The sequence below is a fragment of the Pseudoflavonifractor phocaeensis genome (assembly GCF_016901735.1).
Classification (GTDB): Bacteria; Bacillota; Clostridia; order Oscillospirales; family Oscillospiraceae; genus Pseudoflavonifractor_A.
Map to the genome: position 1 here is coordinate 1 of NZ_JACLZC010000014.1, position 25396 is coordinate 25396.

At 64.3% G+C, this 25396-nt stretch carries 22 protein-coding genes; 6 read left to right on the forward strand and 16 right to left on the reverse strand.

Going from position 1 to position 25396, the window contains the following annotated elements:
• Positions 1-289: 289 nt before the first annotated feature.
• The 15 genes from H7U37_RS04770 to H7U37_RS04840 all read right to left on the reverse strand — a co-directional run bounded on the left by H7U37_RS04770 (position 290) and on the right by H7U37_RS04840 (position 19491).
• Positions 290-1225 (reverse strand): L-lactate dehydrogenase, encoded by a 936-nt coding sequence (locus tag H7U37_RS04770; protein ID WP_207751944.1) that lies wholly within the window; start codon positions 1223-1225, stop codon positions 290-292.
• Between the two features lie 169 nt (positions 1226-1394).
• The gene (gene rpoD, locus H7U37_RS04775; RefSeq protein ID WP_204874031.1) at positions 1395-2708 is read right to left on the reverse strand and encodes an RNA polymerase sigma factor RpoD; all 1314 of its coding nucleotides are present in this window, start codon (positions 2706-2708) and stop codon (positions 1395-1397) included.
• A 4-nt stretch (positions 2709-2712) separates the two neighbouring features.
• Entirely contained in the window at positions 2713-4473 is a 1761-nt protein-coding gene (dnaG, locus tag H7U37_RS04780) for a DNA primase (RefSeq protein WP_204874033.1), read from the reverse strand.
• A gap of 30 nt (positions 4474-4503) precedes the next feature.
• Positions 4504-5508 (reverse strand): deoxyguanosinetriphosphate triphosphohydrolase, encoded by a 1005-nt coding sequence (locus H7U37_RS04785; protein ID WP_204874034.1) that lies wholly within the window; start codon positions 5506-5508, stop codon positions 4504-4506.
• A gap of 106 nt (positions 5509-5614) precedes the next feature.
• Positions 5615-6244 (reverse strand): YigZ family protein, encoded by a 630-nt coding sequence (locus tag H7U37_RS04790; protein ID WP_204874036.1) that lies wholly within the window; start codon positions 6242-6244, stop codon positions 5615-5617.
• The gene (locus H7U37_RS04795) at positions 6241-6789 is read right to left on the reverse strand and encodes a GNAT family N-acetyltransferase (protein WP_204874038.1); all 549 of its coding nucleotides are present in this window, start codon (positions 6787-6789) and stop codon (positions 6241-6243) included. The genes H7U37_RS04790 and H7U37_RS04795 overlap by 4 nt, the downstream gene beginning before the upstream one ends.
• Before the next feature lie 144 nt (positions 6790-6933).
• A complete protein-coding gene (hflX, locus tag H7U37_RS04800) occupies positions 6934-8220 on the reverse strand; it encodes a GTPase HflX (RefSeq protein ID WP_204874040.1) in 1287 nt (428 codons plus the stop codon).
• 10 nt (positions 8221-8230) lie between these two features.
• A complete protein-coding gene (locus H7U37_RS04805; protein WP_204874042.1) occupies positions 8231-8740 on the reverse strand; it encodes a flavin reductase family protein in 510 nt (169 codons plus the stop codon).
• 103 nt (positions 8741-8843) lie between these two features.
• Positions 8844-9050, reverse strand: a complete 207-nt coding sequence (gene rpmE / locus H7U37_RS04810) for a 50S ribosomal protein L31 (RefSeq protein WP_204874043.1) — start codon at positions 9048-9050, stop codon at positions 8844-8846.
• Between the two features lie 113 nt (positions 9051-9163).
• Positions 9164-12766, reverse strand: a complete 3603-nt coding sequence (gene addA, locus H7U37_RS04815; protein WP_204874044.1) for a helicase-exonuclease AddAB subunit AddA — start codon at positions 12764-12766, stop codon at positions 9164-9166.
• A gap of 5 nt (positions 12767-12771) precedes the next feature.
• Entirely contained in the window at positions 12772-16107 is a 3336-nt protein-coding gene (locus H7U37_RS16030; protein WP_204874045.1) for a PD-(D/E)XK nuclease family protein, read from the reverse strand.
• Positions 16108-16127: 20 nt separating this feature from the next.
• The gene (locus H7U37_RS04825) at positions 16128-16382 is read right to left on the reverse strand and encodes a hypothetical protein (protein ID WP_204874046.1); all 255 of its coding nucleotides are present in this window, start codon (positions 16380-16382) and stop codon (positions 16128-16130) included.
• A gap of 112 nt (positions 16383-16494) precedes the next feature.
• Complete coding sequence (gene guaB, locus H7U37_RS04830; RefSeq protein ID WP_204874047.1) at positions 16495-17970, reverse strand: IMP dehydrogenase; 1476 nt, start codon at positions 17968-17970, stop codon at positions 16495-16497.
• A 103-nt stretch (positions 17971-18073) separates the two neighbouring features.
• Positions 18074-18862, reverse strand: coding sequence for an acyl-[acyl-carrier-protein] thioesterase (locus H7U37_RS04835; RefSeq protein WP_204874048.1), 789 nt, complete (start codon positions 18860-18862; stop codon positions 18074-18076).
• Between the two features lie 26 nt (positions 18863-18888).
• Positions 18889-19491 carry a hypothetical protein gene (locus H7U37_RS04840; protein WP_204874049.1) on the reverse strand — a complete coding sequence of 201 codons (603 nt, stop codon included), beginning with the start codon at positions 19489-19491 and terminating at the stop codon, positions 18889-18891.
• A gap of 188 nt (positions 19492-19679) precedes the next feature.
• Here H7U37_RS04840 and spoVAD point away from each other — a divergent pair, with 188 nt between their 5' ends.
• The 6 genes from spoVAD (at position 19680) to H7U37_RS04870 (ending at position 24971) form a co-directional block, all read left to right on the forward strand.
• Entirely contained in the window at positions 19680-20708 is a 1029-nt protein-coding gene (gene spoVAD, locus H7U37_RS04845) for a stage V sporulation protein AD (protein WP_204874050.1), read from the forward strand.
• A 1-nt stretch (position 20709) separates the two neighbouring features.
• Positions 20710-21078 carry a stage V sporulation protein AE gene (gene spoVAE / locus H7U37_RS04850; protein WP_204874052.1) on the forward strand — a complete coding sequence of 123 codons (369 nt, stop codon included), beginning with the start codon at positions 20710-20712 and terminating at the stop codon, positions 21076-21078.
• Between the two features lie 54 nt (positions 21079-21132).
• Positions 21133-22533: an adenine nucleotide alpha hydrolase family protein gene (locus H7U37_RS04855; RefSeq protein WP_204874053.1), complete on the forward strand. Its 1401-nt coding sequence runs from the start codon at positions 21133-21135 to the stop codon at positions 22531-22533.
• Between the two features lie 123 nt (positions 22534-22656).
• The gene (locus tag H7U37_RS04860; RefSeq protein ID WP_204874054.1) at positions 22657-23376 is read left to right on the forward strand and encodes a BRCT domain-containing protein; all 720 of its coding nucleotides are present in this window, start codon (positions 22657-22659) and stop codon (positions 23374-23376) included.
• A gap of 24 nt (positions 23377-23400) precedes the next feature.
• Positions 23401-24492: an SPASM domain-containing protein gene (locus H7U37_RS04865; RefSeq protein ID WP_243414237.1), complete on the forward strand. Its 1092-nt coding sequence runs from the start codon at positions 23401-23403 to the stop codon at positions 24490-24492.
• Positions 24489-24971 carry a hypothetical protein gene (locus tag H7U37_RS04870; RefSeq protein ID WP_204874055.1) on the forward strand — a complete coding sequence of 161 codons (483 nt, stop codon included), beginning with the start codon at positions 24489-24491 and terminating at the stop codon, positions 24969-24971. Before H7U37_RS04865 ends, H7U37_RS04870 begins: the two co-directional genes overlap by 4 nt.
• An 83-nt stretch (positions 24972-25054) precedes the next feature.
• Here the strand turns inward: H7U37_RS04870 and rplS are convergent, their stop codons facing one another.
• On the reverse strand, positions 25055-25396 hold the full coding sequence (rplS, locus tag H7U37_RS04875; protein WP_204874056.1) for a 50S ribosomal protein L19: 342 nt from the start codon (positions 25394-25396) through the stop codon (positions 25055-25057).

The following is a 25396-nucleotide window of genomic DNA, read 5'->3' on the forward strand; positions in this document are numbered from 1 at the left end:
GGGGAAGTGCAGAAGGGGGGTATCCCCCCTTCTGCCCCTTTTGGTCCAGGCCCTTTTCGGGAAAAGGGCCTGGCGCCGCCCGCGTAGGGCCGTTCCTATATGGAAAATCAAAAAACGATCCTGCGGCAATCTGCATTCTTCCCGCAGGATACTTTCATTTTGATAGGAGTCAACAGGCTTTTTCGACAAGCCGAGGAGCGTGGAAGGTTTTTCCTTCCACGCTCCTTTCTGTTTATCGCGGTTCCAGACGCCCTTCCGCACCGTCCGTTTTTCGGCGGACGAAACGGAGTTACAGCTCCAGGCCGTCGATCACGCTCTTGAGCGTGTGGGCCGACTGGGTCAGCGCCTGCCGCTCCTCCTCCGAGAGAGGCAGCTCCAGCGCCGTCTCGATCCCCTCCCGGCCCACCACCGCCGGAACGCTCATGCAAAGCCCCGAAAGGCCGTACTGGCCGTGCAGCAGATTGGACACCGGCAAAACCGCGTGCTCGTTCCGGACAATGGCCAGGGCAATGCTCCCCACCGCCATGGCTACGCCGTAATAGGTGGCGCCTTTGCGCTTAATGATCTCATAGGCGCTGTCCCGCACCTCCCGGTGGAGCCATTCGTCCGCCGCCTTGTGGTCGTAGTGGCCCCGCAGCTCGCAGAACTGGTCCAACGGCATCCCGGACACCGTGGCCCCGCTCCACACCGCCAGCTCGCTGTCCCCGTGCTCGCCGATGATCCACGCCTGAATGGAGCGGCTGTCCACGTCCAGATGCTCGCTGAGCATATACTTGAGCCGGGCGCTGTCCAGCACCGTGCCCGACCCCAGCACCCGATGGGCCGGATAACCAGACAGCTTCCAGGCCACATAGGTCAGCACATCCACCGGGTTGGACACCACCAGCAGCACCGCCTCTTGGTTGCGCTTGGCAATCTCCGGAATGATGCTCCGAAAAATGGCCACGTTCTTGTGGACCAGGTCCAGGCGGGTCTCCCCCGGCTTCTGCCCCGCTCCGGCGGTGATGATGATGAGGGCACAGTCGGCAATGTCGTCGTAATGCCCCGCCCGGATGGTCATGGGATGGGCAAAGGGCAGACCATGGGAGAGGTCCATGGCCTCTCCCTCCGCCCGGTCGGCGTTGGCGTCGATGAGCACCAGCTCGGAAAAGGCCTCGCTCTGCATCAGGGTGAAGGCGATGCTGGAGCCTACGAAGCCGCAGCCGATGATGGCCGCTTTTTGCATGTTTTTCACCGAAAAACCTCCTGTATCTGTGCGCTTCCCTGTTAGGATGCACGTGACATTCTGCTTTTTATACGCAGTTACCTATTGCTAATTTATTATATATCTTTTTACTAGGAATTGCAAGCACAAAAAAGCCGCCGCGCTCCTCAGAAGAACGCGGCGGCGCTGCTTAGTTCAGGAAATCCTTGAGCTTCTTGGAGCGGCTGGGATGGCGCAGCTTCCGCAGGGCCTTGGCCTCAATCTGGCGGATGCGCTCACGGGTGACGTTAAACTCCTTGCCCACTTCCTCCAGAGTACGGGTACGGCCGTCCTCAATGCCGAAGCGCAGCTTTAAGACCTTCTCCTCCCGGGGCGTCAGGGTGGACAGCACCTCCACCAGCTGCTCCTTGAGCAGGGTGAAGGAGGCGGCCTCGGAGGGCTCAGAGGCGTCCTCGTCGGGGATGAAGTCCCCCAGATGGCTGTCCTCCTCCTCGCCGATGGGGGTCTCCAGGCTCACCGGCTCCTGGGCGATTTTCAAAATCTCCCGCACCTTGTCCACCGGCATCCCCATTTCCTCGGCGATTTCCTCGGGGGTGGGATCGTGGCCCAGCTCCTGAAGCAGCTGACGGGACACCCGGATGACCTTGTTGATGGTCTCCACCATATGGACGGGGATGCGGATGGTGCGGGCCTGGTCGGCGATGGCGCGGGTGATGGCCTGCCGAATCCACCAGGTGGCATAGGTGGAGAACTTATAGCCCTTGGTGTAGTCGAACTTCTCCACGGCCTTGATGAGACCCAGGTTGCCCTCCTGGATCAGGTCCAGGAAGAGCATGCCGCGGCCCACATACCGCTTGGCGATGGACACCACCAGACGGAGGTTGGCCTCCGCCAGGCGCTGCTTGGCCGCCTTGCCCCGGCGAATGGCCCGCTTGATCTCCTTCATCTCCTCGTCGCTGAGGGTGACCTCCTCGCCGTTCTGCCGGGCCCGCTCAATCTCCGCCAGCTGCTCCTGGGCGGCGTCGCCAGCCCCCATGTCCTGGGCCAGCTGGACCTCCTCGTCGGGGGTCAGCAGATTTACCTTGCCGATCTCCTTGAGGTACATCCGCACCGGGTCGTCGATGTTAAAGGAGTCCACCAGCGTGTTGGGGTCCACGATCTCCTCTTCCGGGATCTCCTCCAGCTCCTCCGCCGGGGGTACGATGTCGTCGTTCAGGTCGGGCAGATAGTCCTCCCCCGCCGTGTCGATGCCCAGATTCTCCAGGGTATCGTAGATCTTGTCCATCTGGTCGCTCTCCAGGTCCATGCCCTCCAGCACGTCCATCAGCTCGCTGGCCGAGAGCTTGCCCTTCTTTTTGCCCCGCTCGATGAGCTCACTGAGCTTCTCCGCGCCGGGAACACCCTCCACGACCTTCATGATCTCCTGTCTGCCGGCCTCGATCTGCTCCTCGCTGGGCCGGATCGGCTTGGTTCCCTTGGCTCCCGCCATTTTCTTCTCACTCATGTGCTCATCCTCCGTAGGCTTTTTTTTCTCTGAACTTTTCCCGGGCGGCCAGCAGCGGGTCCTGCTCGGACCCCGCCTTCCGCTTGACCGCCTCGGTCTCAATGACCCCTATGTAATCACGCAGGGCCTGTTGGCTGTGGGCCAGATCCTCCGGTTCCTCCAGAATCTGGACCATGTGACTCATCTCTTCCGGCGTCAGCACCCCGGCCAGCGCCGCCAGTTGGGTGCTTCCGCCGCTCCGGAACCGCTGGTACAGTAGGCCGTACACCCGCCCCAGCAGCGGCGCGGAAAATTGCTCGGCCGTCAGTCCCATTCGTTCCGCTTCCCGGAAAAGGCCGGGCTCCAGCAGCATGAGCCGCAGGACGCCCTCCTCCGCCCGGGCGGAGCGGAAATTTTCATACCGTAAGCCCCGCTCCTTGGGCTGGAGCTGGAGCGTAGGGGTCAGATCCCGCCGCTCCTGCTGCTTTTTGGCCTTTTTGAACCGCCGGCTGTACGCCTGCTGGACCTCTCTGGCCATGGTGTCCGCCGACAGCCCGGTTTGCTGAGCCACCCGCACCCCATAGACCTCCCGTTCCACCGGACTGGGTAACGTGGAGAGCATCTCGGCCGCGCTGCGGAGATATTCCACCTTTTGCTGGTCGTCGCTCAGGTCATACTGGGCGGCGATCTGCCGCAATCGGTATTCAATGTGGTTTTCACTCTGGTTCAAAAGCCGCCCAAAGGCCTCCGGCCCATAGGTTTTGATGAACTCGTCCGGGTCCTTGGCCCCCGTGACGCGGAGCACCCGCACCTGGATGCCGGTCTGCTCCAAAATGGGGATGGCCCGCTGGGCCGCCTTCACCCCCGCGCCGTCGCCGTCGTAGGCAATGATGGCCTCCTTGGTGTAGCGGGACAGCAGCTGGGCGTGCTCCTGGGTCAGCGAGGTACCCAGAGAGGCTACCGCGCAGTCAAACCCCGCCTGGTGGAGGGAAATGGTGTCCATATACCCCTCGGTGAGGATAATACGGCCCTGCTTGGATTTGCGGGCAATATTCAGGGCGAACAAGTTGCGGCTTTTGTTATATACCGGCGTATCCGGCGAGTTGAGGTACTTGGGGGTGGAATCGTCCAGCACCCGGCCCCCAAAGCCGATCACTTCTCCCCGCAGGTCGATGATGGGAAAGATCACCCGGTTGCGGAACCGGTCATAGATCCGGCCCTTCTTGCTGTCCACCGCCAGGCCCGCGTCCAGCAGCTCCCGCTTGGAAAAGCCCTTGGCGCCCATGGCCTGGATCAGGTTGTCCCATCCATCGGGGGCCATTCCCAATCCGAACCGGGTGACGGTCCCCTTGGAGAGGCCGCGCCGGCCGAACAGGTATTCCGCCCCCGCCCCGCCGGAAGGGCTTTTCAGCGTCTCGTGGAAAAAACGGGCCGCTTCCTTGTTCAGCGCCAAAAGCCGCTCCCGCCTACGGCGATACCCCTCATTCTCCCCGGTTTCGGGCACCTCCATCCCTGCCCGCTGGGCCAGAAAACGGACCGCCTCCACAAAGGGAAGATTTTCGATCTCCATGATAAAAGAAATCACGCCGCCTCCCTTGCCGCAGCCAAAGCAGTGATAGATCTGCTTTTCCCGGGAAACCGAAAAGGAAGGGGTCTTTTCGTTGTGAAAGGGGCACAGGCCCCAGTCGTTGTTCCCCTTGCGGGTCAGCCGGACGTAAGAGGAAACCACCTCGGTGATCTCGCTCCGGGCCACCAGTTCGTCAATAAATTGCTCCGGTATGGCCATATGACGCCCCCTTTCTCCCCAAACGCTGTGCTATTTCACGCTCCAGGCCCGGGGAATGGCCAGAGCGGCGAATTGCTCCACGGCATATTTGTCCGTCATGCCGGCGATATAGTCGCACACTGCCCGCTCCACCCCCTCCGAAAGACGGATCTCCTGATACTCGGCGGGGAGCCGGTCCGGGTCCTTCCGGTAGTGCTCAAACAGGCGGCGGAGCATATCCTGTGCCTTCGCCTCCTCCCCTTTGGCCGCCGGATTGTAGTAAACCGTCTCGAACAAAAAGGAGCGCAGCGCCTGCATCGCGGCCCGGCAATCCTCCGACTGCCGCAGCTCCGTCCCCTCGCTGCTCTGGGATATGATATCCCCCACCAGCGTGTCGATGCGCTCCCCATGGGTGAAGCCCAGCACCTGGCAGGGCTCCAGTGGAATGTCCATGGGATAGAGAATGCCGCCGCGGATGGCATCGTCGATATCGTGGTTGATGTACGCGATCTGGTCGGCCAGATGGATGATCTGTCCTTCCAGGGTCTCCGCCCGGTCGGGGCCGGTGTGGCACAAAATGCCGCGCCGCACCTCCCAGGTAAGGTTCAAACCCGCTCCTTCCCGCTCCAGACGGTCCACCAGACGGAGCGACTGCTCATTGTGGGCAAAGCCCCCGGGCAAAATCTCGTTGAGCACCGCCTCCCCGGCGTGGCCGAAGGGCGTATGGCCCAGATCATGGCCCAGCGCCGCCGCCTCGGTCAGGTCCTCGTTGAGCCGCAGGCCACGGGCAATGGTCCTGGCCACCCGGGAGACCTCCAGGGTGTGGGTCATGCGGGTGCGGTAGTGGTCCCCCTCCGGGGAAAGAAATACCTGGGTCTTGTGCATGAGACGCCGGAAGGCCTTACAGTGGACGATCCGGTCCACATCCCGCTGAAAGCAGGTGCGCACCGGGTCCGGCTCCAACGGCCGGGCCCTTCCACGGCTTTTGGCGGAAAGGCAGGCCCGTTTGGACAGAATGCGGCGCTCCAGCGCCTCCCGCTCTTCCCGAATGGTCATGGTCTCACCTTCCCAGCCGCTTTTTCGCCAAAGCAAACGCTCCAATACTATATACGCTTTTCCCCTCGGAAATCCTTCTTTTTTTCAGAAAATTTTTTTCGCCCTTTTATCGCACCGGCACCGGCTGAAACCGCTGGCCGGATACCCGCGCCTGGGCGCTGCCGGCGGTGGCCTCGGCGATCCGGCGGCAGTAGTCCTCCACCGACGCCTCGGGAAGCAGCGCCCGGACGGTCACCTCCGCGCCGTATTCGTTCTCCCCCAGCACGCCGCCGGCCTTCTCGGTCTCCAGCTTCACCCGCTCAAAAAGCGCGTAAGAGCAGCACACCGACACCTCCACCCAGCGGCGCACCACCGACACCCCCGCCGCGTCCAAGGCATCCTTGGCCGAACGGGTATAAGCCCGCACCAGTCCGCCGGCCCCCAGCAGAATCCCACCGAAATACCGGGTCACCACACAGCAGAGGTCGGTGACGCCTTCCTTTTGAAAAACGCCCAGCATGGGCTGTCCCGCCGTGCCCTGGGGCTCTCCGTCGTCCGAATAGCGGACGATCCCCCCCTCCCGCAGGAGATAGCACCAGCAGTTGTGCCGGGCGTCGTGGTAGCGCTTTTTCATGTCCTCAATGCAGGAGCGGGCCTCTTCCTCGGTGCGCACCGGCCAGACATGGCCGATGAACCGGGAACGCTTCTCCACAAACTCCGTCTCCGACGGGGCGGTAGGGATATAATACTCCGTCATACCTGTCCCTCCCGGCGTTTCTGCCATTCTTCCCGGGTCATGGCGTAGCAGAGCGCCAGCCGGATGGCGTCGTGATAGGTGGGCACCTTCTGCATCCGTAAAAACCGGAAGGTAAACCCACTTTTGCGGATCACCCGCTTGGACTTCTGATTGCCGTCGTAGTGGTCGCACCAGATGACAGCCAGCTTCCGGTCCTCAAAGCCGTAGCGGAGGAGCTCCGCCACCGCCTCCGGAATGAGCCCCCGGCCCCAGTAGTCCGGGTGGAGGGAATAGCCGATCTCATCGTCCGGGTCGGGCAACTCCTTCCGGTGGCGGCCGGTGAACCCCGCCGAGCCGATCACCTTCCCGCTCTCCCTGTCCACCACGGCGAACACATCCGGCTCCGAAAACACCGTGCGGATGATCTCCCGGCTCTCTTCCTCGCTCCGGTGGGGCGTCCAGCCTGCCGCCGGACCCACCCGGGGATCTTTGGCGTAGTCGTATACGTCCTGTGCGTCCCCTTCGGTAAAGGGACGGAGGATCAAACGCTGGGTCTCCAGCTGCATGGCTGTCTTTCCTCCTTTGTGTTGGTAGGTAATGTAGGGGGACCCCTGCGGTCGCCCGCGGGCGGCCATAAAGGCCGCCCCTACGGTTTGGCTTTTCCCGCCCGGCCGAGATCACAAACAGGCCGCCCTATTTCTTATCTCTCTTTACTCTTCCCAGAACTCTTTTGGCGGCGTCCAGCCGTCCACGATATAATCCTTCATCCGGCCCAGCAGGATGGGGGGCAGCACCGCCGTGACCTCGATAGTCTCGCCGTACTCCACCCGCTCCACCTTGGCGTCCCGGTAGAGCACGTCCAGCTGTCCGCCCTGGTCGTAGGGCAGGTGGAGCACCACCCGGCAGCTGCCCGTATCCAGCCGCTGGCCGATCATCTCCAGCAGATGGTCCAGGCCCTCCCCCGTCTTGGCCGAAATGGACGCGATGTCCGCCCCGTGGGGCACGATGTCGCCGGTATACCGGTCGCATTTGTTAAAAACCTCGATGCGGGGGGTCTCGGCGGCCCCCAGCTCCTGGATGAGCCGGTCCACCACCTCCGCCTGCTCCCGCCACTCGGGGTTGGACACGTCGATCACATGGAGCAGCAGGTCCGCATAGGAGAGCTCCTCCAGGGTGGCCTTGAAGGCCTCCACCAGATGGTGGGGCAGCTTGCGGATAAATCCTACCGTGTCGCTGAGGAGCACCGTACAGGTGTCGGAGATCTCCAGCGTCCGGGTGGTGGTGTCCAGCGTATCGAAGAGCCGGTTATTGGCCGGAATTTCCGCCCCGGTCAGCTTGTTGAGCAGCGTCGATTTACCCGCGTTGGTGTAGCCCACGATGGCCACCACCGGCACCTCGTTCTTGATGCGCCGCTCCCGCTGCACCCCGCGCACCCGCCGGACTTCCTCCAGCTCCTCCTTGAGCTTGGAAATTTTCCGGCGGATGTGGCGGCGGTCGGTCTCCAGCTGGGTCTCGCCGGGGCCGCGGGTGCCGATGGCGCCCTCTTGCCGCTCCAGGTGGGTCCACATGCCCAGCAGCCGGGGCAGCAGATACTGATACTGGGCCAGCTCCACCTGGAGGCGGCCCTCCTTGGTGCGGGCCCGCTGGGCGAAGATGTCCAGAATGAGGGCCGAACGGTCCAGCACCTGCACCCCCAGCTCCTCGCTGAGCACCCGCTGCTGGGAGGGGGACAGGGCATTATCAAAAATCACCATGTCCGCCCCGCCGTTGGCCACCAGCTCCTTGACTTCCGCCACCTTGCCCTCGCCGATGAAGGTGCGGGGGTCAGGGGTGTCGCGGCTCTGGAGTACCGCGCCCACACAGCGTCCCCCCGCCGTCTCCAGCAGGTCCTCCAGCTCCTCCATGGTGGACTCGTCCGCGTTTTCCCGGGCGGTGAGGCAGTGGGCGCTCAGCCCCACCAGCACCGCCCGGTTGATTGCTTGCTTGTGTTCGGTCATACTTCCTCCGTTATACCCGCCGCAGGACCTCCACGATCTCACCAATGAACATCCGGTGGTAGTCCTTGCCGGGATAGTGCTTGGCGTCAATCTCCCCGCCGTCCAGGAAATGAGACGGGTCCAGATCCTGCCAGTACAGCTTGCGGCACACCAGCACCAGCCGGGCCTCCTCAAAATAAGGGGTCCCTTCCTCGCTGGCCACCACCGTAAAGCCGCATTCCTTGATCTTGTCCACGTCGCGGCCGCTCTTGGCGCCGCAGAACGCCAGGTCCTTCCGCCGGTCCTCGTCAAAAAAGGACAGGGTGAAGGTGTCCTGCTCCTCCACAAAGGGGAAGGTGTACCGCTGGGGGCGGATGACGCACATGGCCACGTTCTTGCCCCACAGTACGCCCAGGCCGCCCCAGGACGCCGTCATGGTGTTGCATTTCTCCTGATTGCCGGCGGTGATGAGCATCCACTGATCGCCGATGAGCGAAAATACATTCTCCGTCAGAGACTTCGGGTCCACCGTTTGGAACATTTTGCTACCTCCTTATTTTCCTGTCCCATTCTATGCCGCACAGCGCGGCAGGCATACAGAAAAACCCGTACCGAAACCGGTACGGGTTTTCACATTTGGAAACTTACTTCTTATCCAGACCGAACTTCTTGTTGAAGCGGCTGACACGTCCGCCAGTATCCACCATCTTCTGCTTGCCGGTGAAGAAGGGGTGACACTTGGAGCAAACTTCAACCTTGATGTCCCTCTTGGTAGACCCGGTTTCGATCACGTTACCACAGGCGCATCTAATGGTGGTCTGTTCGTACTTGGGATGGATGCCTTCCTTCATTTATGTTCACCTCTTTCTCCCAGGGGGATAAGTCGTCATAAACGCAACTAATATATTAGCATAAGCTCTTCCAAATTGCAACTATTTTTTCTCGCTTTTTGAGAAATTTTCTCTCACAGCTCCACCGCCTTGCCGGCCCGGAAAAACCACAGCGCCCGCCGGGTCACTTTCCTGCCTGTAACCTCCTCCATGGCCCGGCTGTAAACCTCCATCTGCGTCCGGTACGTCTCCGCCCGGTCCGCCGCCTGCGCCGCCGGCACCCGGTCGGTCTTGAAATCCACCAGCGTGATCCCATCCGCCGTCTCAAACCAGCAGTCCACCACGCCCTGAAGCAGTACCCGCTCCTCCGGGCCGGTGTTGGGCACGTAGTCCGCCGCCGGCACCAGCACGGAAAACTTGAACTCCCGGTGGAGCTCCGCCGCGCCGCATACCTCCCGGCCCAGGGGGCTTTGGAAAAAGGCCGCGATGGCCCCCGGGTCGGCCGCCGCCCCCTGCTCCGGCGTCAGATAGGCCTGCCGTACCAGGCGGTCGATCTCCCCCCGAATCGCCTCCGGCGTATCCGTCTTGTCAAAGTCCAGATACTCCATCACCGCATGGAGGGCGGTGCCCTTCTGCGCCGGGGTGAGGCCCAGCGCCTCCTGGGCAAACCGGGGCCGGCGGGGCTCCCTCTTCCGGGCCGCCATCGGGACCGCGTCCTCGGCCGTCTCCCGGTCCAGCTCCCGGCCCTTGTTGAGCTGGGTGGCCGTCAGCTTGGAGGGGGCCGCCACGTCTCCCAGGTGGGGATAAGTCCAGCGCAGCCGGGCCTCCAGCGCCGGGTCCGCCGCCCCTTCCGCCTGCGCCTCCTCTTTCGCCGGCAGGACCGGGCGGGCGTCAAAGGCCCCGCCGCTGAGCCACCGGATCTCCCAGGCCGGACCGGGCACCAGCGGCGGCGGCGGCGCGCTCCCCCCCGCCGCATCCCGCAGCGGGAAGGCCTCCTTCCGGGTCAGCACCGGCAGCAGCACCCATTGCCCCGGCGACTGGCAGGCCGAAAGCGCCTGGGGGTCCGCCGGCCAGAGGGCGTCGGGCAGCAGCTTTGCAATGTCCTTCCCGCCGCCGGTGAGGGCCACCGACAAAATGAGCTTTTCCCGCGCCCGGGTTACCGCCACATAGAGGAGCCGCAGCTCCTCGGCCATCATCTCCCGGTCCAGCTGCCGCTCCACCGCCCGGCGGGCCAGGGTGGGATACTCCACCCGACGCTCCACGTCCAGCCGCTTGGGGCCCACCCCCAGACCGGGATGGAAAAGCATGGGCTTTTTCATGTCCTCCCGGTTGAACTGCCGGGCCAGGCCGCACAGCAGCACCACCGGAAACTCCAGCCCCTTGGAGCGGTGGATGGACAAGATCCGCACGCCGCCCCCCGTCCGGCCGGCGGCCGGCGCCGAGATCCGTTTGCCGTCCTGCCGCAGCCGCTCCAAATAGCTCAAAAAGCCAAAGAGCCCCTTGTGCCCCGCCCCTTCAAACTGCCGGGCCAGCTCGGTGAGCAAAATGAGATTGCCCCGCCGCTCCTCGCCGTTGCTCATGGCCCCAAAGACGCCGGGCAGATTGGCCCGGTCGTAAAGATGCCACAGCAGTTCATAACAGCTCATGTCCCCCGCGCCAAAGCGCAGCTCGGCCAGCTCCGCCAGGAAGGAGGCGCAGTCCGCCTCCCCCCGTCCGGCGGCGGCGGTCAGGGCGTCATAGAAATCGCCGCCCCCGTTGCCCGCCCGGATGAGGGCCAGCCGGTCCGCCGAAAAGCCGTACACCGGGGAGCGGAGGGCCGCGATGAGGGGCACGTCCTGCCGGGGGTTGTCGATGACCTCCAGCAGCGCCAGCGCCACCCCGATCTCCACCGCCGCGAAAAAGTCGCCGCCGCCTTCCGCCTCCCAGGGGATGCCCCGCTCCCCCAGCGCCCGGGCATAGTGGTGGAGCACCGCACCCGGCGAACGGAGCAGGATCACAATGTCCCCCGTCCGCACCGGCCGCAGCCCTCCCTCCCCGTCGGAAACGGGGAAGCCGTCCTTCAGCAGCTTTTGGATGCGCCACGCCGCAAACCGGGCCTCCGACAGATCCCGGGGCGTTTTGGCCGCCTGCTCCTCCTCCGGGCGTACCTCCTGCCCCTCGTCAGGACCGGACAGGTCCAGCGCGTCCAGCTCCACCGCGTAGCGGGGGTCCTCCGCCGCCGGATAGGACGCCCCCGGGTAGAGGGCCTGGTCGTCGGTGTAGTCCAGCTCCCCCAGCTCCTCCGACATCAGGCCGCGGAACAGGAAGTTGGCCCCCTCCAGCACCTGGGCCCGGGAGCGGAAGTTCTTCGACAGGGTCAGACGCCGGTCCTCGCCCTCCGCCGCCTCCGCCGCCGGGCGGAAGGTGCGGTACTTTTCCAGAAAAATCGTGGGGTCCGCCTGGCGGAAGCGGTAGATGGACTGCTTTACGTCGCCCACCAGAAAGAGGTTCTTCCCTTCCCGCGAAATGGCGGTGAAAATGGCGTTCTGCACCTGGTTGGTGTCCTGGTACTCGTCCACCATGATCTCGTCATAGCGTTCCCCCACCATGGCCGCCAGCTCGGTGGGGCCGTCCTGTCCCACCAGCAGCCGCACCGCCAGATGCTCCAGGTCGGAGAAGTCCAGCACTCCCCGCCGCCGCTTTTCGGCGGTATACGCCGCCTCAAAATCGGCCTCCAGGGCAAAGAGGGCCCGCACCGCCGGGCCTACCGCCCGCATATCCTCCAAAAGGTCGGCGCTGCTGTCCAAAAACCGCTCCTCCAATTTCTCCATCCGCTTTTTGCAGCGGCTGCGCAGGTCCTTCACCTGCTCCGCCTCCGGAAGGCCCGCCGGCACCCGCTTGCGCCCCGGCGTCAGGAAGGGAATGGGCAGCGCCGCCCTGGCCGCATCCCACCCCTGGGCGCAGGCCGACCGGAAGGCCCGCAGACCCTCCAGCGTGGCCGACAGGGTGGGCAGATAGTTGGCCGAAAAGGTGTCGTCACAGCCGCACAGCTCCAGCGCCTTGGCCATCTGTCCCATCCAGTAGCCCGCCTGCCGGGCCGCGTCGGCCAGCAGCAGCCGGCCCCACACCGTCTCCCCCGCCTCCTTCACGCCGGGCATGGAAAAGGCCTGGGCCTGCTGCTCCAGCCAGGCGGACGGGTCGGGGTGGCTCTGCACCCGCCGGCGGATGTCCAGCACGATCTGCACCAGGCGGCTGTCGTCCCGCCCCGCCGACATGGTATCCACCAGCTGGGTGAAGTCGTCGCCCTCCCCGATGGTCTCATACCGGCGGTCCAGCACCTCGTCCAGCACGTCCAGCATGATGAGGTCCGCCTCGTTCTCGTCCAGCAGCCGGAAATCCGGCTCAATGTCCAGCAGATGCCCCTGCTCCCGCAGCAACTGCGCGCAGAAGGCGTGGATGGTGGAGATCTGGGCCTTGTAGATCAGGGTGGCCTGCCGCCGCAGCCGCCGGTCCTCCGGATGGAGGGCCATGCGCTGCCCCAGCTCCTCCACCACCCGGGCCCGCAGCTCCGCCGCCGCCGCCTTGGTGTAGGTGATGACCAGGAACCGGTCCACGTCCAGCCCTTCCCGCTCCACCCGGTCCAAAAGCCGCTCCACCAGTACCCGGGTCTTGCCGGAGCCCGCCGCCGCCGACACCAGCAGCCCGCCGCCCCGGTTGTCCACCACCAGCTGCTGCTGGCTCGTCAATGGAAATGGCATGGTTTTTACTCCTCCTTCTTCCGGTCCAGACCCTGCCAGAACGCCTCGCCCCGCACCGTGGGCAGATAGCGGCGGCGGTCAGTCCCCCGCCCCTCCTCAAACTGACAGGCGGCGGCATAGCGGCAGTAGAGACAGGCGTTCTTCTCCGCCCCCCGCCAGTACGGGTCGGCGTTGATGTTGCCCGCCGCCAGCTCCTGGCCGATGCTGTGCAGAATGCCGGCAATGTGCTTTTCCAGCCTGCCGAACCGCTCGGCGCTCACCAGGGCGTCGCCGCTGATGGTCCCCGTTTTGGACGACACCCGCACCGGCAAAAAGCGGATGCCCTCCGGCCCCGGGTGCTCCATGGCCGTGAGGACCTCCGGCTCGTCCAGAATGAGACCGCTGCGCTTGAGGGCCTGGTCCATGGCCCGGCGGCGCTCCCGCTCCCCCATGGCGCGGCTCCCCGCCACCACCGCGTCCCGGGCCGGAAAATATAGCACACCCGCCGGTACGATGGTCTCCGCCCCAAAGCGCTCCTTTCCCGCCTCCTTGAGGGTAAAGAGGTAGAGCAGCATCTGAAGCCCCAGGCCGTTCCATACGTCGGTCAGATCAAAGGATTTGCGGCCCGTCTTATAGTCCACCACCCGGAGATAGAGCCGGCCCTTGTCCGCCCAGCCGTCCACCCGGTCCACAAAGCCGGACACGCTCACCGTGACCCCGTCCACCTCCAGCTCCACCGGAGGCAGGTCCTTCCCCCGGCCAAAGCCCAGCTCAAAGGCCACCGGCTGGAAGTCCGACCGGTTCAGCTCCTCCACCGCGTTCTCCACCACCGCGTACACCGCCCTTAAAAGCCGCCGGAACAGATACCGGAACCGGGCGCTCTCCCCCTCCAGGCCCCCCAGCTCCTCTTTGACGTAGCGCTCCACCGCCTGGCGGGTCAGCTCCCGCAGGGCGGTCAGGTCCTCCCCCTGGGCGGGCACCGGCCGGGCGCCCTTTTCGGTGAGCGCGCCCAGCACATGCTCCAGCACATAGTGGACAAAGGTGCCGTACTCGGGGGCGTGGAAGCCCGCGCTCTCCCGGGGCCTCGCCCGGAGTCCGTACTCCATGAAATAGGAAAAATGACAGGAGCGGTATTTGTCCATCCGGGAGGCCGACATGGGTACCCGGCGGCCGTACAGCGCCGCCACCGCCGCCCGGGAGAGCTTCCCCCGCTCCAGCCTGGAGGCCCGCTCCATACGCTCCACCAGCGCCGCCCAGTCCGGCAGCGCCGCCAGCGCCCTGGCCGCCGCCGGATACTGCCCCGCCTGCTCCAGCGCCGGGCGGGGGGCGCTCAGCCGGAAGGCCCCGTCCAGGCTGTCCTCCCGCACCACCGGTAAGGTGGGGAAGAGGCTCCGCAGCCGCCCCACCAGAAAGGCCGGGCGGCGCTCCCCGCCGTCGGGCCCCGCCGCCGGCCAGCTCACCGTACACCGCTCCCGGGGCAGGGACAGGGTCTCATATACGGTGGTCATCTCGCGGCCCAGCTTGTCCCCCAGACCGGGGGCCACCTCCAGGCCAAAGGAGGCCAGCAGGCTGCGGTCGTCGTCGGTGAGCAGCCCCGGAGAGGGGGACGCCTGGGGAATGTGGTCGTCGTCCGCCCCCAGCAAAAAGAGCGCCTTGCAGTGCTGATGGGCCATGCGGGGCATCTCCCCCGCGTTCACCCGGTCCAGCGACACCGGAATGGAGCCCACGTCATACTGGGAGAGGACCAGCGTAAAGAGCCGGGCAAACTCCTCCCCCTCCATGGGCGCATCCCCCAGGGTCTGGGCGCACTGCTCCAGGGCCGTACACAGGATGTCCCAAAGCTGCCGGTATTCCTCCGCCAGCCCCTCCTGGCCCCGGGCCCGCAGGGCCTCCTCCCGCTCCTCCAGACGGCGGGGCAGGCCGATTTCCTCCAAAAACCGGTAGAGCGCCATGGCCCGGCCTTTTCCTGTCTCCTCCTCCGGATGGCGCAGGCCCTCCAGCGGCGTGGTCACCTTTACCCGCAGCCCGTTGAGCCGCTCCACCAGCGCCTTGTTTTCCTCGCTCCAGGGCAGGCCGTAGCCCTCGGGGTGCATGGTCCACCCCTTCTTCCCCGTCCACTGACTCCCCCGGATCTTCCACTTGAGGACATAGTTTTCCAACAGATCCCGCTCTTCGTCGCTCAGGTCGGTGAGCCCGGTTTTCAAATAGCGAAAGACGTCCTCATACCGGTACTCTCCCGCCACCGTGTCCAGCGCCGCCGTGATGAGGGCCAGCACCGGCTTTTGCAGCACGTCGCTCATCCGCCCCAAAAACACCGGCACCCCGTAGCGGCGGAACACCGTCTCCACCAGAGGGCCGTAGGTCTCCATGGTGCGGCTGGTCACCGTGATGTCCCGGAACCGGAAGCCCTCCTCCCGGACCAGACGTAAAATCTCCGACGCCGTCCACTCCACCTCGCTGTACGGACTGGCCGCCTGGAAGAGGCACAGCCCCGCCCAGTCCTGGGACGCGCCGCCCCGGCCGCTGAACAGAGACTGCTCCACCCGGTCCAGCGCCGCCGTCCGGCCCCCGGCTCTCCCGGTCCACGGGGTGACCTTGACCGGCACCCGGCGGTCCGACGCCAGGCGCAGCAGCTGCCGGGCGGTGCGTCGCGCCGTGTCAAAATGCTCCTCCCCCCGCTCCAGGCTGTCGCAGGTCAAAGCCGCCGTCACCGAATGGGCCTGGCCCAGCAGCACCGACAGAACCTCCCGCTCCTGGGGCGTAAAGTCGGTAAAACAATCCAGATAAATGTCCTTCCCCGCCGCCCACTTGTGCTCCCGCAGCGCCTGGGCCAGACGGGTCAGCTTGTCTCTGGGGTCCGCGCCCTGCCGGGCGGTCAGCGCCTGGTAAGCGCCGTACAAAAGAGAGATGTCCCGCAGCTTGTCCCCCTCGCCGCCGCCGGTCTCCGTGCCCGCGTCCCACAGCTGCTCCGGGGTGATGCGGCAGCTCTTCAGCTCGTCCACCGTGGAGATGAGCCCCGTGAGAAAGGACGGCTTGCGGGACGGACGGCGGTAGACCGTCAGCTGGTCCGACACCCCCTTCAGCGCCCGGTACATGAGCAGCACCCGTCCGCCGGCATCCAGCGTGGCCGCCGCGCCGCCGCCGCAGGACGAAAAGACCCGGCTGGCCAGGCGGCTGAAGGACAGCACCTCCGCCCACCGGCACACCCGGTTCCCGCCCCGCTCGCACAGCTGCCGCTCCGCATTGTGAGAATGCTGCTCCGGAACAATGAGGATCTGCGGACGCTCCGGCGTGCCGGCAATCCGCCGGAACACCTCCTCCGTCTTCCCGGTCCCCGACCGGCCCAGCAACAGCTCCAGCATGACGCCTCCTCCTTTCCCTCTTATCCGATCCCCTGAAATTCAAAGGCCAGCAGGATCTGCTGATTCACCAGCTTCTTGCCCAAAAGCTCCCGGAATTGGGCGCTCTTCTGCCTGCCCTGCCCCTTCAAAGCCTCCAGACGGTCGGAAAGCTCCTTCTGCTGGTCCAAAATGGAAAAATAGGCGTTTTCAAACTGGGCCAGGCGGGCAATGGCCACCTCCTGACTGGCTCCGTCCAGCGTCCAGCCCCGCGCTGTCTCTCGGGTATATCGCTCCATCTCTTCTTCCTCCCGGATTTGATGATCGTTTTTCATTTTACCATATCAACGGTCCGAAAAAAAGCCCCGGAACGACCAGGCGTTCCGGGGCGCAGCATCCCTTCGGATGGGATTATTGGGGATTGATGGTATAGTTGGGGGCTTCCTTGGTGATATAGATATCGTGGGGATGGGACTCCTTCAGGCCGGCGGCGGTGATCTGCATGAACTGAGACTTGCTCTGGAGCTCGGCGATGGTGGCGCAGCCGCAGTAGCCCATACCGGCACGCAGGCCGCCCATGAGCTGGTAAATGGTCTCGCCGGTCAGTCCCTTGTAGGGCACGCGGCCTTCCACGCCCTCGGGCACCAGCTTCTTGTTGTTCTGCTGGAAGTAACGGTCCTTGGAGCCGCAGGCCATGGCGCCCAGAGAGCCCATGCCCCGGTAGACCTTGAACTGACGGCCCTGATAGACCTCGGTGTCGCCGGGGGACTCCTCACAGCCGGCCAGCAGGGAGCCCAGCATCACCACGTTGGCGCCGGCGGCAATGGCCTTGGCGATGTCGCCCGAATACTTCACGCCGCCGTCGGCGATGATGGGCACGCCGTACTCCGCCGCCACACAGGCCGCGTCATAGACGGCGGTAATCTGAGGCACGCCGATACCGGCCACCACGCGGGTGGTACAGATGGAGCCGGGGCCGATACCGATTTTCACGCAGTCCGCGCCCGCCTCGATGAGGGCCCGGGTGCCTTCCGCGGTGGCCACGTTGCCGGCGATGAGCTGCACGTCCGGATAGAGGGCCTTGATGCGGCGCACGCACTCCAGGATGTTGTGGGAATGGCCGTGGGCGGAGTCCAGACACAGCACGTCCACCCCGGCGTCCACCAGCGCACCCACCCGGTCCAGCACGTCGGAGGTGACGCCGATGGCGGCGCCCACCAGCAGCCGGCCCTTCTCGTCGCGGGCGGAGTTGGGATACACGGTGGCCTTTTCGATGTCCTTAATGGTGATGAGGCCCTTCAGACGGAACTCGCTGTCCACGATGGGCAGCTTTTCGATCTTGTGCCGGCGGAGGATCTCCTTGGCCTCGTCCAGGGTGACGCCCTCCAGCGCGGTGACCAGATTCTCCTTGGTCATGACGTTGTCCACCAGCTGGGTCATATCGGTCTCAAACTTCATGTCCCGGTTGGTGATGATGCCGATGAGCTTGCCGTCCTTACAGATGGGCACGCCGGAGATGCGATACTTGGCCATCAGCTCGTCGGCCTCGGCCAGAGTGTGGCCGGGGGCCAGCCAGAAGGGATTGGTGATAACGCCGTTCTCACTGCGCTTGACCATGTCCACCTGCTCGGCCTGCTGGCCGATGGACATATTCTTATGGATGATGCCGATGCCGCCTTCCCGGGCGATGGCGATGGCCATACGGTACTCGGTAACAGTATCCATGGCGGCGCTCATCAGGGGGATATTCAGGCGGATCTTCTTGGTAAGCTGGGTGGTCAGATTGATGTCCGCGGGCAGTACGTCGCTCTCCGCCGGGATGAGGAGGACGTCATCAAAGGTGAGACCCTGCTTTGTGAACTTGTGGCTGGCATCGGTATTGACCATAAGTGCATCTCCTATCTTTCCCGCCGCCTCCGGAGGCAGCCGGAATAAATTTTTTCTATTGTATGCTCTGTTCCCTCATTTGTCAAGGGGGCGGCAGACTCCCTTAAAAGAGCTTCTCCCAGGGACGCTCCGGCAGGCCCTCGGGCAGGTCGGACAGGCTCAGCGAGGCGTCGAACCGGTTGTGCCCCTCCTGATCCGCGCCGCGGGCGTACCACACCCCGCCCTCGCTGGGCGCAATGTACAGATCCAGGGTCTCCCCCGCCTGGCACTCGGCCAGGAAATCCACCTGGAAGGAGGAGACAAACTTACCCTGACCCAGCTGCTCCAGACCGATGGCGTCGCAGGCAAAGTCGGCGTACCGGGTGTTGTTGACATGGTGGTTCATATCGGTATCGCTGTACCGCATCTTCCGGGGGCCGGCCAGCTCCATCTCCTTGGGCAGGCGCACCCGGGGCAGGGGGCGCTGCTGCCGCTCGGCCTCGGTGGCCACGCTGGCCGCCGCGGCAAACTCCGGGAAGGAGGACAGGCGCAGCAGCTTGTGCTCCACGATGTCGGCCAGCACCCAGGTGGACACCGCCTCGCCCACCTGCACCCCGTCGATATACAGCGCGAAGTCGCGGTGCATGGACGCGCCCTTGCCGAAGCGATACCAGGTGGTGATGGTCACTTCCTCCCCGCCCAGCAGGGGGCGGTCCAGACGGTACCAGATGCGGGCCAGCATCCAGAAGGCGTGGTGCCGCTCGATCATCTCCTCCCGGCTCACGTTGAGGGTGAGGGAGGAGCGGGTGGCCGCCTCCTGCAAAAAGCCCAACAGCGCCGAGGGACGGCACTGCTGGAACAGGTCGATGCTTCTGGAGTCTACGAGATAAGTATAGCTGAAATCATTGCTCATGACGGAGACCTTCCTCTCGCCGGATCTCAGCCCTTGGGCTTGATCCGGATGGTATTTTTGCAGCAGATGTCTGCGATATCGCTTTGGGTGGCCGCCGGGATGCGCATGGCGCCCCCGCAGTCGGCACAGATGAGGTCAATGGAGCTGTAATTCACCTGCAATTTCCAGCGCTTGGAGCCGCAGGCACAGGAGACGCCGCCCCGCTGGGCAATGTCCCGCAGTTCGCCCAATACCTCCTGCATGACCACCGGGTCGAGGAACTGGCCCGCTTCTCCCTGCTCCTCCAGCTTGTCCACCGCCTCTTCCAGACGGCGTACCGCAGGAAACACCGCGTCCTCGTCGCCCACATAGCAGCAGTCCAGCCCCGTTGTCTTGCAGGAAAAGGCCAGCGCGCGCCGGTGGAAAAAATCGTTGCTGGCACAGCTCACCGTGTGGCTGTGACCGCAGGCCACGCAGGGCACCTCCAGGCGCATATGGTCCCCCAGCATCTCCACCCGCAGGGCGGATTGGCCGCAGGGGCAGGGCAGCACGCTGGGCGCGGCGGCCAGCTGAAAAATGGTCCGCTCCACGATGACGCTCTGCCGGCAGGATGGGCAGATATAGGCTATGGTCCGTTTCTTTTCCGCCATATTGACCTCCAAAGCACAGAGAGCCTGGCAAAAATCCTTCCAACCGGCCCCCTGAGTTCTGACTCCATTATACCCCATGCTTCCATCCTTGACCAGTCATGCCGCCGACAAAATCCAGGGGCATATTTCCCGCTCTTTTTGTTCAAACTAGGGGTGTTACCCTTCCGTTGCGAGGTGAACCACCCGTTATGAACTGTAAAAAACGCGGACGGCAGACCGTGGCCCTGGCCTGTCCTCCGGTCCTTACCGGCTGGGCCAGCGTGGCAGGCAAAAAAGAGGCCCAGGGTCCGCTGGCCGATACCTTCACCCAGACCAGTCCCGACGATACCTTCGGTCAGTCCAGCTGGGAAAAGGCCGAGTCGGAAATGCAGCGTCTGGCCCTCTCCGCCGCCCTGGACCGGGCGGGCGTCGCCGCCTCCCGCCTGGACTTCGTACTGGCCGGCGACCTTTTGAACCAGTGCATCGGCACTGGCTTTGCCATGCGCAGCGTGGGCGCGCCCTTCTATGGCCTGTACGGCGCCTGCTCCACCATGGCCGAGTCCCTCTCCCTGGCCGCCCTCCTGCTAGACGGCGGCTTCGGAACTCTTGCTGCCGCCCTGACCTCCTCCCACTTCTGCTCCGCCGAGCGGCAGTACCGCACCCCCCTGGAGTACGGCGGACAGCGGACCCCCACCGCCCAGTGGACCGTCACCGGCTCCGGGGCCGTGGTCCTCTCCGCCCAGGGCGGCGGGCCCCGGGTCACCCACGTCACCACCGGGCGCATCGTGGACAAGGGCATCAAGGACCCGGCCAACATGGGCGCCGCCATGGCACCCGCCGCCTACGACACCATCCGGGCCCACCTCACCGACACCGGCCATAAGCCCTCCGACTACGACCTGATCGTCACCGGCGACCTGGGCAAGCTGGGCCGCGAGATTGTGTGGGACTTCTTCCACCGGGACGGCGTGGACCTCAACCACCTGGTGGACTGCGGGATGCTCATTTACGACCTGGAATCCCAGGACGTCCACTGCGGCGGCTCGGGCTGCGGCTGCTCGGCGGCGGTGCTCTGCGGCCACCTGCTGGACGGGCTCAACGCCGGACGGTGGAACAACATCCTCTTCTGCGGCACCGGCGCCCTCCTCTCCCCCACCTCCACCATGCAGGGAGAGAGCATCCCCTCCATCTGCCACGCCGTGTCCCTCGCATCCCCCAAGGGCGAAGGAGGTTTTTGATATGGATATTCTGTGGGAGTACGTCCGGGCCTTTCTCTGCGGCGGCGCACTGTGCCTCATCGGCCAGATCCTCATCGACAAAACCGGCCTCACCCCCGCCCGCATCCTGGTGACCTATGTGGTGGCTGGGGTGGTGCTGGGCGGCGTTGGGCTTTATGAACCGCTGGCCGACTGGGGCGGGGCCGGGGCGACGGTACCCCTCACCGGCTTCGGTTACCTGCTGGCCAAGGGCGTCAAACAGGCCGTGGAGGAACAGGGCTTGCTGGGGGTCCTCACCGGAGGCGTCACCGCCGCCGCCGCCGGCATCACCGCCGCCATCTTTTTCGGCTTGCTGGTGTCCCTCCTCTTCCGGCCCAAGTCCAAAGCCTGACCCTTGTCTTTCCGCCTCCCTTCCGATACAATGAGGGAAAGGAGGTGGCTACCTATGACCCCCGTGCTGCAACACCGCTGGAAACTGGAGGGCCGTACCCTGGTCTATTACGGCCTCCCCCAGCCGCCCCGGCTCTTCCGGCGGCATATTTCTCTCTCCCCCTCCGCCGCCCGGACGGTGGCCATGCTGGACGGCCTGCGCCCCCTGGAGGATTACCCCCATCCGTCCGCCCTGCGGCGGCTCATCCGCCTGGGCGCGGTGGTGGACGTCAAGGACAAAAAGACCTCCCCCGCCTCCCTGGACGAGGCCCGGTTCTGCCGCCGGTGCGCCGCCAACGACTATACCATCCCCGGGCTGGAATTTGACGAACACGGCCTGTGCCCCATCTGCAACACCGAAAAACGGTTCCGCAAATGCAAAAACGTCCTGCCCGTGCTGGACCGCATCCCAAACTCTCCGGGCAAACGATACGACGCCGCCGTCTTTTATACCGGCGGCAAGGACTCCTCCTACCTCCTGTGGCATTTGGCCAAAGTGCAGAAGCTGCGCCTGCTGGCCCTCACCTGGGAGACCCCTTTCATGTCCCCCTGGGCCAGAGAGAGCATCCAAAACGCAAAGGTCCATCTCCCCGAGGTGGACTTTCTGGTCGAACGCGCCCCCGAGGAAGCCTTGAAAACCATCTATCGGGAGGTCTACCGGCGGCAGAAAAACGTGTGCATCTGCCCCTCGGTGGCCTATGTGCTCTTTTTTCAGCGGCTGGTGGACTGGGAGGTCCCCTTCCTCATCCTGGGCAACGAGCCCGCCCAGTGCCGCAACCTCATCTACAACGGCATGGCGCCCCCCATCGCCTTCCGCCCCTCTGTCCAGCGCCTGGCCCGGTGGGGGGTCAACCTGGGGCGGCTCCTCACCCTCCGACGCCCTTTCAGAGCCGGACAGATGGAGCTTTTTTTCACCGTCCGCCAGCTGGCCTTCGGCCCGGCGGGCATCGTCAAGGCCATCGGGTGGCGCAACGAGCTGGTGGAAAACACCGCCGCCTCCCTTGCCATGGCCCCCGACTTTCTCGCCCCCTTTCAGGCCGCCGTGCGGCAGGCCGGACGCTCCGGAAAGCTGCCCGCTCTGGTCCATGTGGATCTGGATGACGCCGCCGGGGGGCTCTATGACTGGGCCGGCGTGAAAACCCTGCTGGCTAAGGAAATCGGCTGGGTGGACGCTCCCGCCAAAGACAAGGGCTTACACACCAGCTGCGCCATTGAAACCTGCAAGGAGTGGTCCCAGTTCTCCCGCTTCCGGGACATGGAAACCGCCATCCTCCCCTTCTCCGCCGTGGAACTGGCCCTGGCCTCCGGCTCCGGCTCGGTGGACCGGGAGACCGCCCTTTCCGAGCTGAAACAGCACTCCGGCTTTACCCGGGAGCCCCCCGCCCAGTGGGAGGTCATGCTGGAGGTCCTCCGGTAAAGCCCCTGAAAACTTGACACTTCTCCCCTTTTCTATTACAATATATGGGTATAAATTGGTGAAAAACGCCGGTTTTCGGTCCGTTTTCGCGGGCCGTACCCGAAAGAGGAAAGGAGCTTCGTTATGAAAATCCGCACGGATTTTGTCACCAACTCCAGCAGCTACAGCTCGGTCTGCATTACCATCGAGAGCAAGGAGCTGGCCCAGCTGCTCAAAAAGTACGAAATTCAGCACGACGTGCCGGAACTTTCTGTCCGCGGCAGCAAAACCTCTGTTTTCAACGATGAGTTTGCACTTGAATGGGGGAATGTCCCCACTTCGGTCAACCAGGTGCTGGACGCGCTGATGACTTCTTTGCGCGCCTACCGCTGCGCCCGGTACGATGCGTTCTGTGAGGAGGTCAGCACCCGTAAGAAGGAACTGACCGACTCGCTCCAGTCTGTACGGTGGGCATTTGAGGATGACAGCAGCGGAGACTTTGAAGTGGCCGCTGAGGATCGGGAAAAGCGCTTCACCTGGAGCCGGGCAGCTCTGGAAAAGCTCCAGGGCATTGAGGACCTCTTCACTCCTATTGAAAACCGCCAGATCGAGGGGCATATCTTCGTGCTGACGGGTACCTTCTCCCACTGCGGCGGGAAACGCTATCTGATCGATTCCTGTATTCGGAAGGCGGGGGGACGGTGTACCAGCGCTGTCAGCGGCAAAACCGACTATGTGGTGATAGGCGATGTGGGCGGCTACGCCGACAAGGTCCTGGCGCAGTTCAAGGAGCGGAAGGAACAGGGACAGAAGATCCAGCTCATTCGGGAGGCGGACCTCTTCCGCGCCCTGGGCGAGGACTGAGCGGAAAGGCGGAAAGGACATAGTTTGAGCAGACATACCATTGCAGACCGTACGTATCATTTTCTTACGGTATTTGACGACGAGACCGGCGCGTATCTCCGCACCGGCGTCATCGAAAACGGCAGGGACACCGGAGTGGACCCCTTTATGGCCTCCTTTCCCCACCTCATCGACGTGGGCGTCATGGGCCACTGCGCCCACGGCCGGTCCGGCCTATGCGCCAAGGCCGGCATCGGCTGCTATCAGAGCGGACGGGACATCAGCGCCCCCAATATGACCCTGGACGACTTTTACTGGATCGTCCGGCAGTGCCGGGGCCGGGTGAACCAGTTCGCCCTGGGCGGCCGGGGCGATCCGGATCTGCACGAGCACTTCGGCGACCTGCTGCGCCTGTGCCGGGAAAACGACATCGTCCCCAACTTTACCACCTCCGGCTTCGGGCTGACGGCGGAACACGCGGCCCTGTGCGCCCGATTCTGCGGCGCGGTGGCGGTGAGCTGGTACCGGAGCGACTACACCCTGAAAGCCATTCAGATGCTGCTGGACGCCGGCGTCAAAACCAACATCCATTATGTATTGGGCAACAACAGCATTGACGAGGCCGTCCGCCGCTTGCGGGACCAGGATTTTCCCAAGGGGATCAACGCCCTCATCTTCCTCCTCCACAAGCCGGCGGGACAGGGCACCCGGGAAAACGTGCTCACGGTGACCGACCCCCGGACCCAGGCGTTTTTCCGGGAGATCGACCGCCCCCACCCTTTCAAAGTGGGGCTGGACGCCTGCAGCGTCCCCGGCGCCCTGGGCTTTTGCAAAAAGATCCTGCCCGAGTCCCTGGACACCTGCGAGGGCGGGCGGTTCAGCTGCTACATCGGCCCCGACTTAACAATGGTGCCGTGCAGCTTTGACCAGAACCATCAATATGAGGTGCAGCTGGGCCATGATATGCCCATCGAGGACGCCTGGAACAGCGAACCCTTCCGGCGCTTCCGGGAGCACCTGCGCTCCGCCTGCCCGGACTGCCCCCAGCAGGCCTTCTGTCTGGGCGGCTGTCCCCTGATGCCGGAGATCGTGCTCTGTGACCGGCCGGAAAATACGCGGAATGGGAGGCAGCTATGAAAATCAGAACGGACTTTGTGACCAACTCCAGCAGCAGCTCCTTTGCGGTCATTCACGTGGAAAGCCCCGAAATTGCCCGGCTGCTGGAAAAATACCGGAACGCGGACATCCCCTGGACCACGGATTTTACCGTGGAGGGGGATTGGGTCCACATCGAAAACCATGACGACCTCTTTTCGCCCAAGGTCCCCAAAACCGTGGAGGACGTGCTGGACGCCCTGCTGGCCCTGCTGGCAGAGGTGGGGCTGGACGATACCGGGATGTCGGATTTTCCCGATGGTTATGTCTATAACGAGGACCAGGTCACGCTGTTGCGGGAGGCCGCCGCAGCGCGGCAAAAACTGACCGACTCCATCCAGGCCGTGGACTGGCTGACCGGCACAGCGGACTGGGGAGCCGAGGACGAGGACGACGAGGGGGAGACCTTCCAATACTGCTACGACCGCAAAAAAGGGATCAGCCAATACACCATGGACTGACACCCGTCAAACGCCGAAAAACGCGGCAAGGCCGGGTCCTCTCAGGAGGACCCGGCCTTGTTGTTCTACCGGTACGGAAGCGATCAGATGCGCTCCTTGATCTTGGCAGCCTTGCCCACGCGGCCACGCAGATAATAGAGCTTGGCGCGGCGGACCTTACCCTTGCGGACCAGCTCGATCTTCTCCACAGCGGGCGCGTGCAGGGGGAACACCTTCTCCACGCCGACGCCGTAGGACACGCGGCGGACAGTGATGCTCTCCTCGATGCCGCCATGCTTCTTGGCGATGACGGTACCCTCGAAAACCTGGATACGCTCACGGTTGCCTTCCTTGACGCGGACATGCACGCGGACGGTGTCGCCCACGTTGGCGCTGGGCGCCTCTTCCTTCATATACTTGTCGGTAAAAGCCTTCATCAGATCCAT

Excerpts from the sequence above, each read along its gene's own strand:
- H7U37_RS04770 (WP_207751944.1), bottom strand. The coding sequence starts at position 1,225 with ATGCAAAAAGCGGCCATCATCGGCTGCGGCTTCGTAGGCTCCAGCATC.
- rpoD (WP_204874031.1), bottom strand. The coding sequence starts at position 2,708 with ATGAGTGAGAAGAAAATGGCGGGAGCCAAGGGAACCAAGCCGATCCGG.
- dnaG (WP_204874033.1), bottom strand. The coding sequence starts at position 4,473 with ATGGCCATACCGGAGCAATTTATTGACGAACTGGTGGCCCGGAGCGAG.
- H7U37_RS04785 (WP_204874034.1), bottom strand. The coding sequence starts at position 5,508 with ATGACCATTCGGGAAGAGCGGGAGGCGCTGGAGCGCCGCATTCTGTCC.
- H7U37_RS04790 (WP_204874036.1), bottom strand. The coding sequence starts at position 6,244 with ATGACGGAGTATTATATCCCTACCGCCCCGTCGGAGACGGAGTTTGTG.
- H7U37_RS04795 (WP_204874038.1), bottom strand. The coding sequence starts at position 6,789 with ATGCAGCTGGAGACCCAGCGTTTGATCCTCCGTCCCTTTACCGAAGGG.
- hflX (WP_204874040.1), bottom strand. The coding sequence starts at position 8,220 with ATGACCGAACACAAGCAAGCAATCAACCGGGCGGTGCTGGTGGGGCTG.
- H7U37_RS04805 (WP_204874042.1), bottom strand. The coding sequence starts at position 8,740 with ATGTTCCAAACGGTGGACCCGAAGTCTCTGACGGAGAATGTATTTTCG.
- rpmE (WP_204874043.1), bottom strand. The coding sequence starts at position 9,050 with ATGAAGGAAGGCATCCATCCCAAGTACGAACAGACCACCATTAGATGC.
- addA (WP_204874044.1), bottom strand. The coding sequence starts at position 12,766 with ATGCCATTTCCATTGACGAGCCAGCAGCAGCTGGTGGTGGACAACCGG.
- H7U37_RS16030 (WP_204874045.1), bottom strand. The coding sequence starts at position 16,107 with ATGCTGGAGCTGTTGCTGGGCCGGTCGGGGACCGGGAAGACGGAGGAG.
- H7U37_RS04825 (WP_204874046.1), bottom strand. The coding sequence starts at position 16,382 with ATGGAGCGATATACCCGAGAGACAGCGCGGGGCTGGACGCTGGACGGA.
- guaB (WP_204874047.1), bottom strand. The coding sequence starts at position 17,970 with ATGGTCAATACCGATGCCAGCCACAAGTTCACAAAGCAGGGTCTCACC.
- H7U37_RS04835 (WP_204874048.1), bottom strand. The coding sequence starts at position 18,862 with ATGAGCAATGATTTCAGCTATACTTATCTCGTAGACTCCAGAAGCATC.
- H7U37_RS04840 (WP_204874049.1), bottom strand. The coding sequence starts at position 19,491 with ATGGCGGAAAAGAAACGGACCATAGCCTATATCTGCCCATCCTGCCGG.
- spoVAD (WP_204874050.1), top strand. The coding sequence starts at position 19,680 with ATGAACTGTAAAAAACGCGGACGGCAGACCGTGGCCCTGGCCTGTCCT.
- spoVAE (WP_204874052.1), top strand. The coding sequence starts at position 20,710 with ATGGATATTCTGTGGGAGTACGTCCGGGCCTTTCTCTGCGGCGGCGCA.
- H7U37_RS04855 (WP_204874053.1), top strand. The coding sequence starts at position 21,133 with ATGACCCCCGTGCTGCAACACCGCTGGAAACTGGAGGGCCGTACCCTG.
- H7U37_RS04860 (WP_204874054.1), top strand. The coding sequence starts at position 22,657 with ATGAAAATCCGCACGGATTTTGTCACCAACTCCAGCAGCTACAGCTCG.
- H7U37_RS04870 (WP_204874055.1), top strand. The coding sequence starts at position 24,489 with ATGAAAATCAGAACGGACTTTGTGACCAACTCCAGCAGCAGCTCCTTT.
- rplS (WP_204874056.1), bottom strand. The coding sequence starts at position 25,396 with ATGGATCTGATGAAGGCTTTTACCGACAAGTATATGAAGGAAGAGGCG.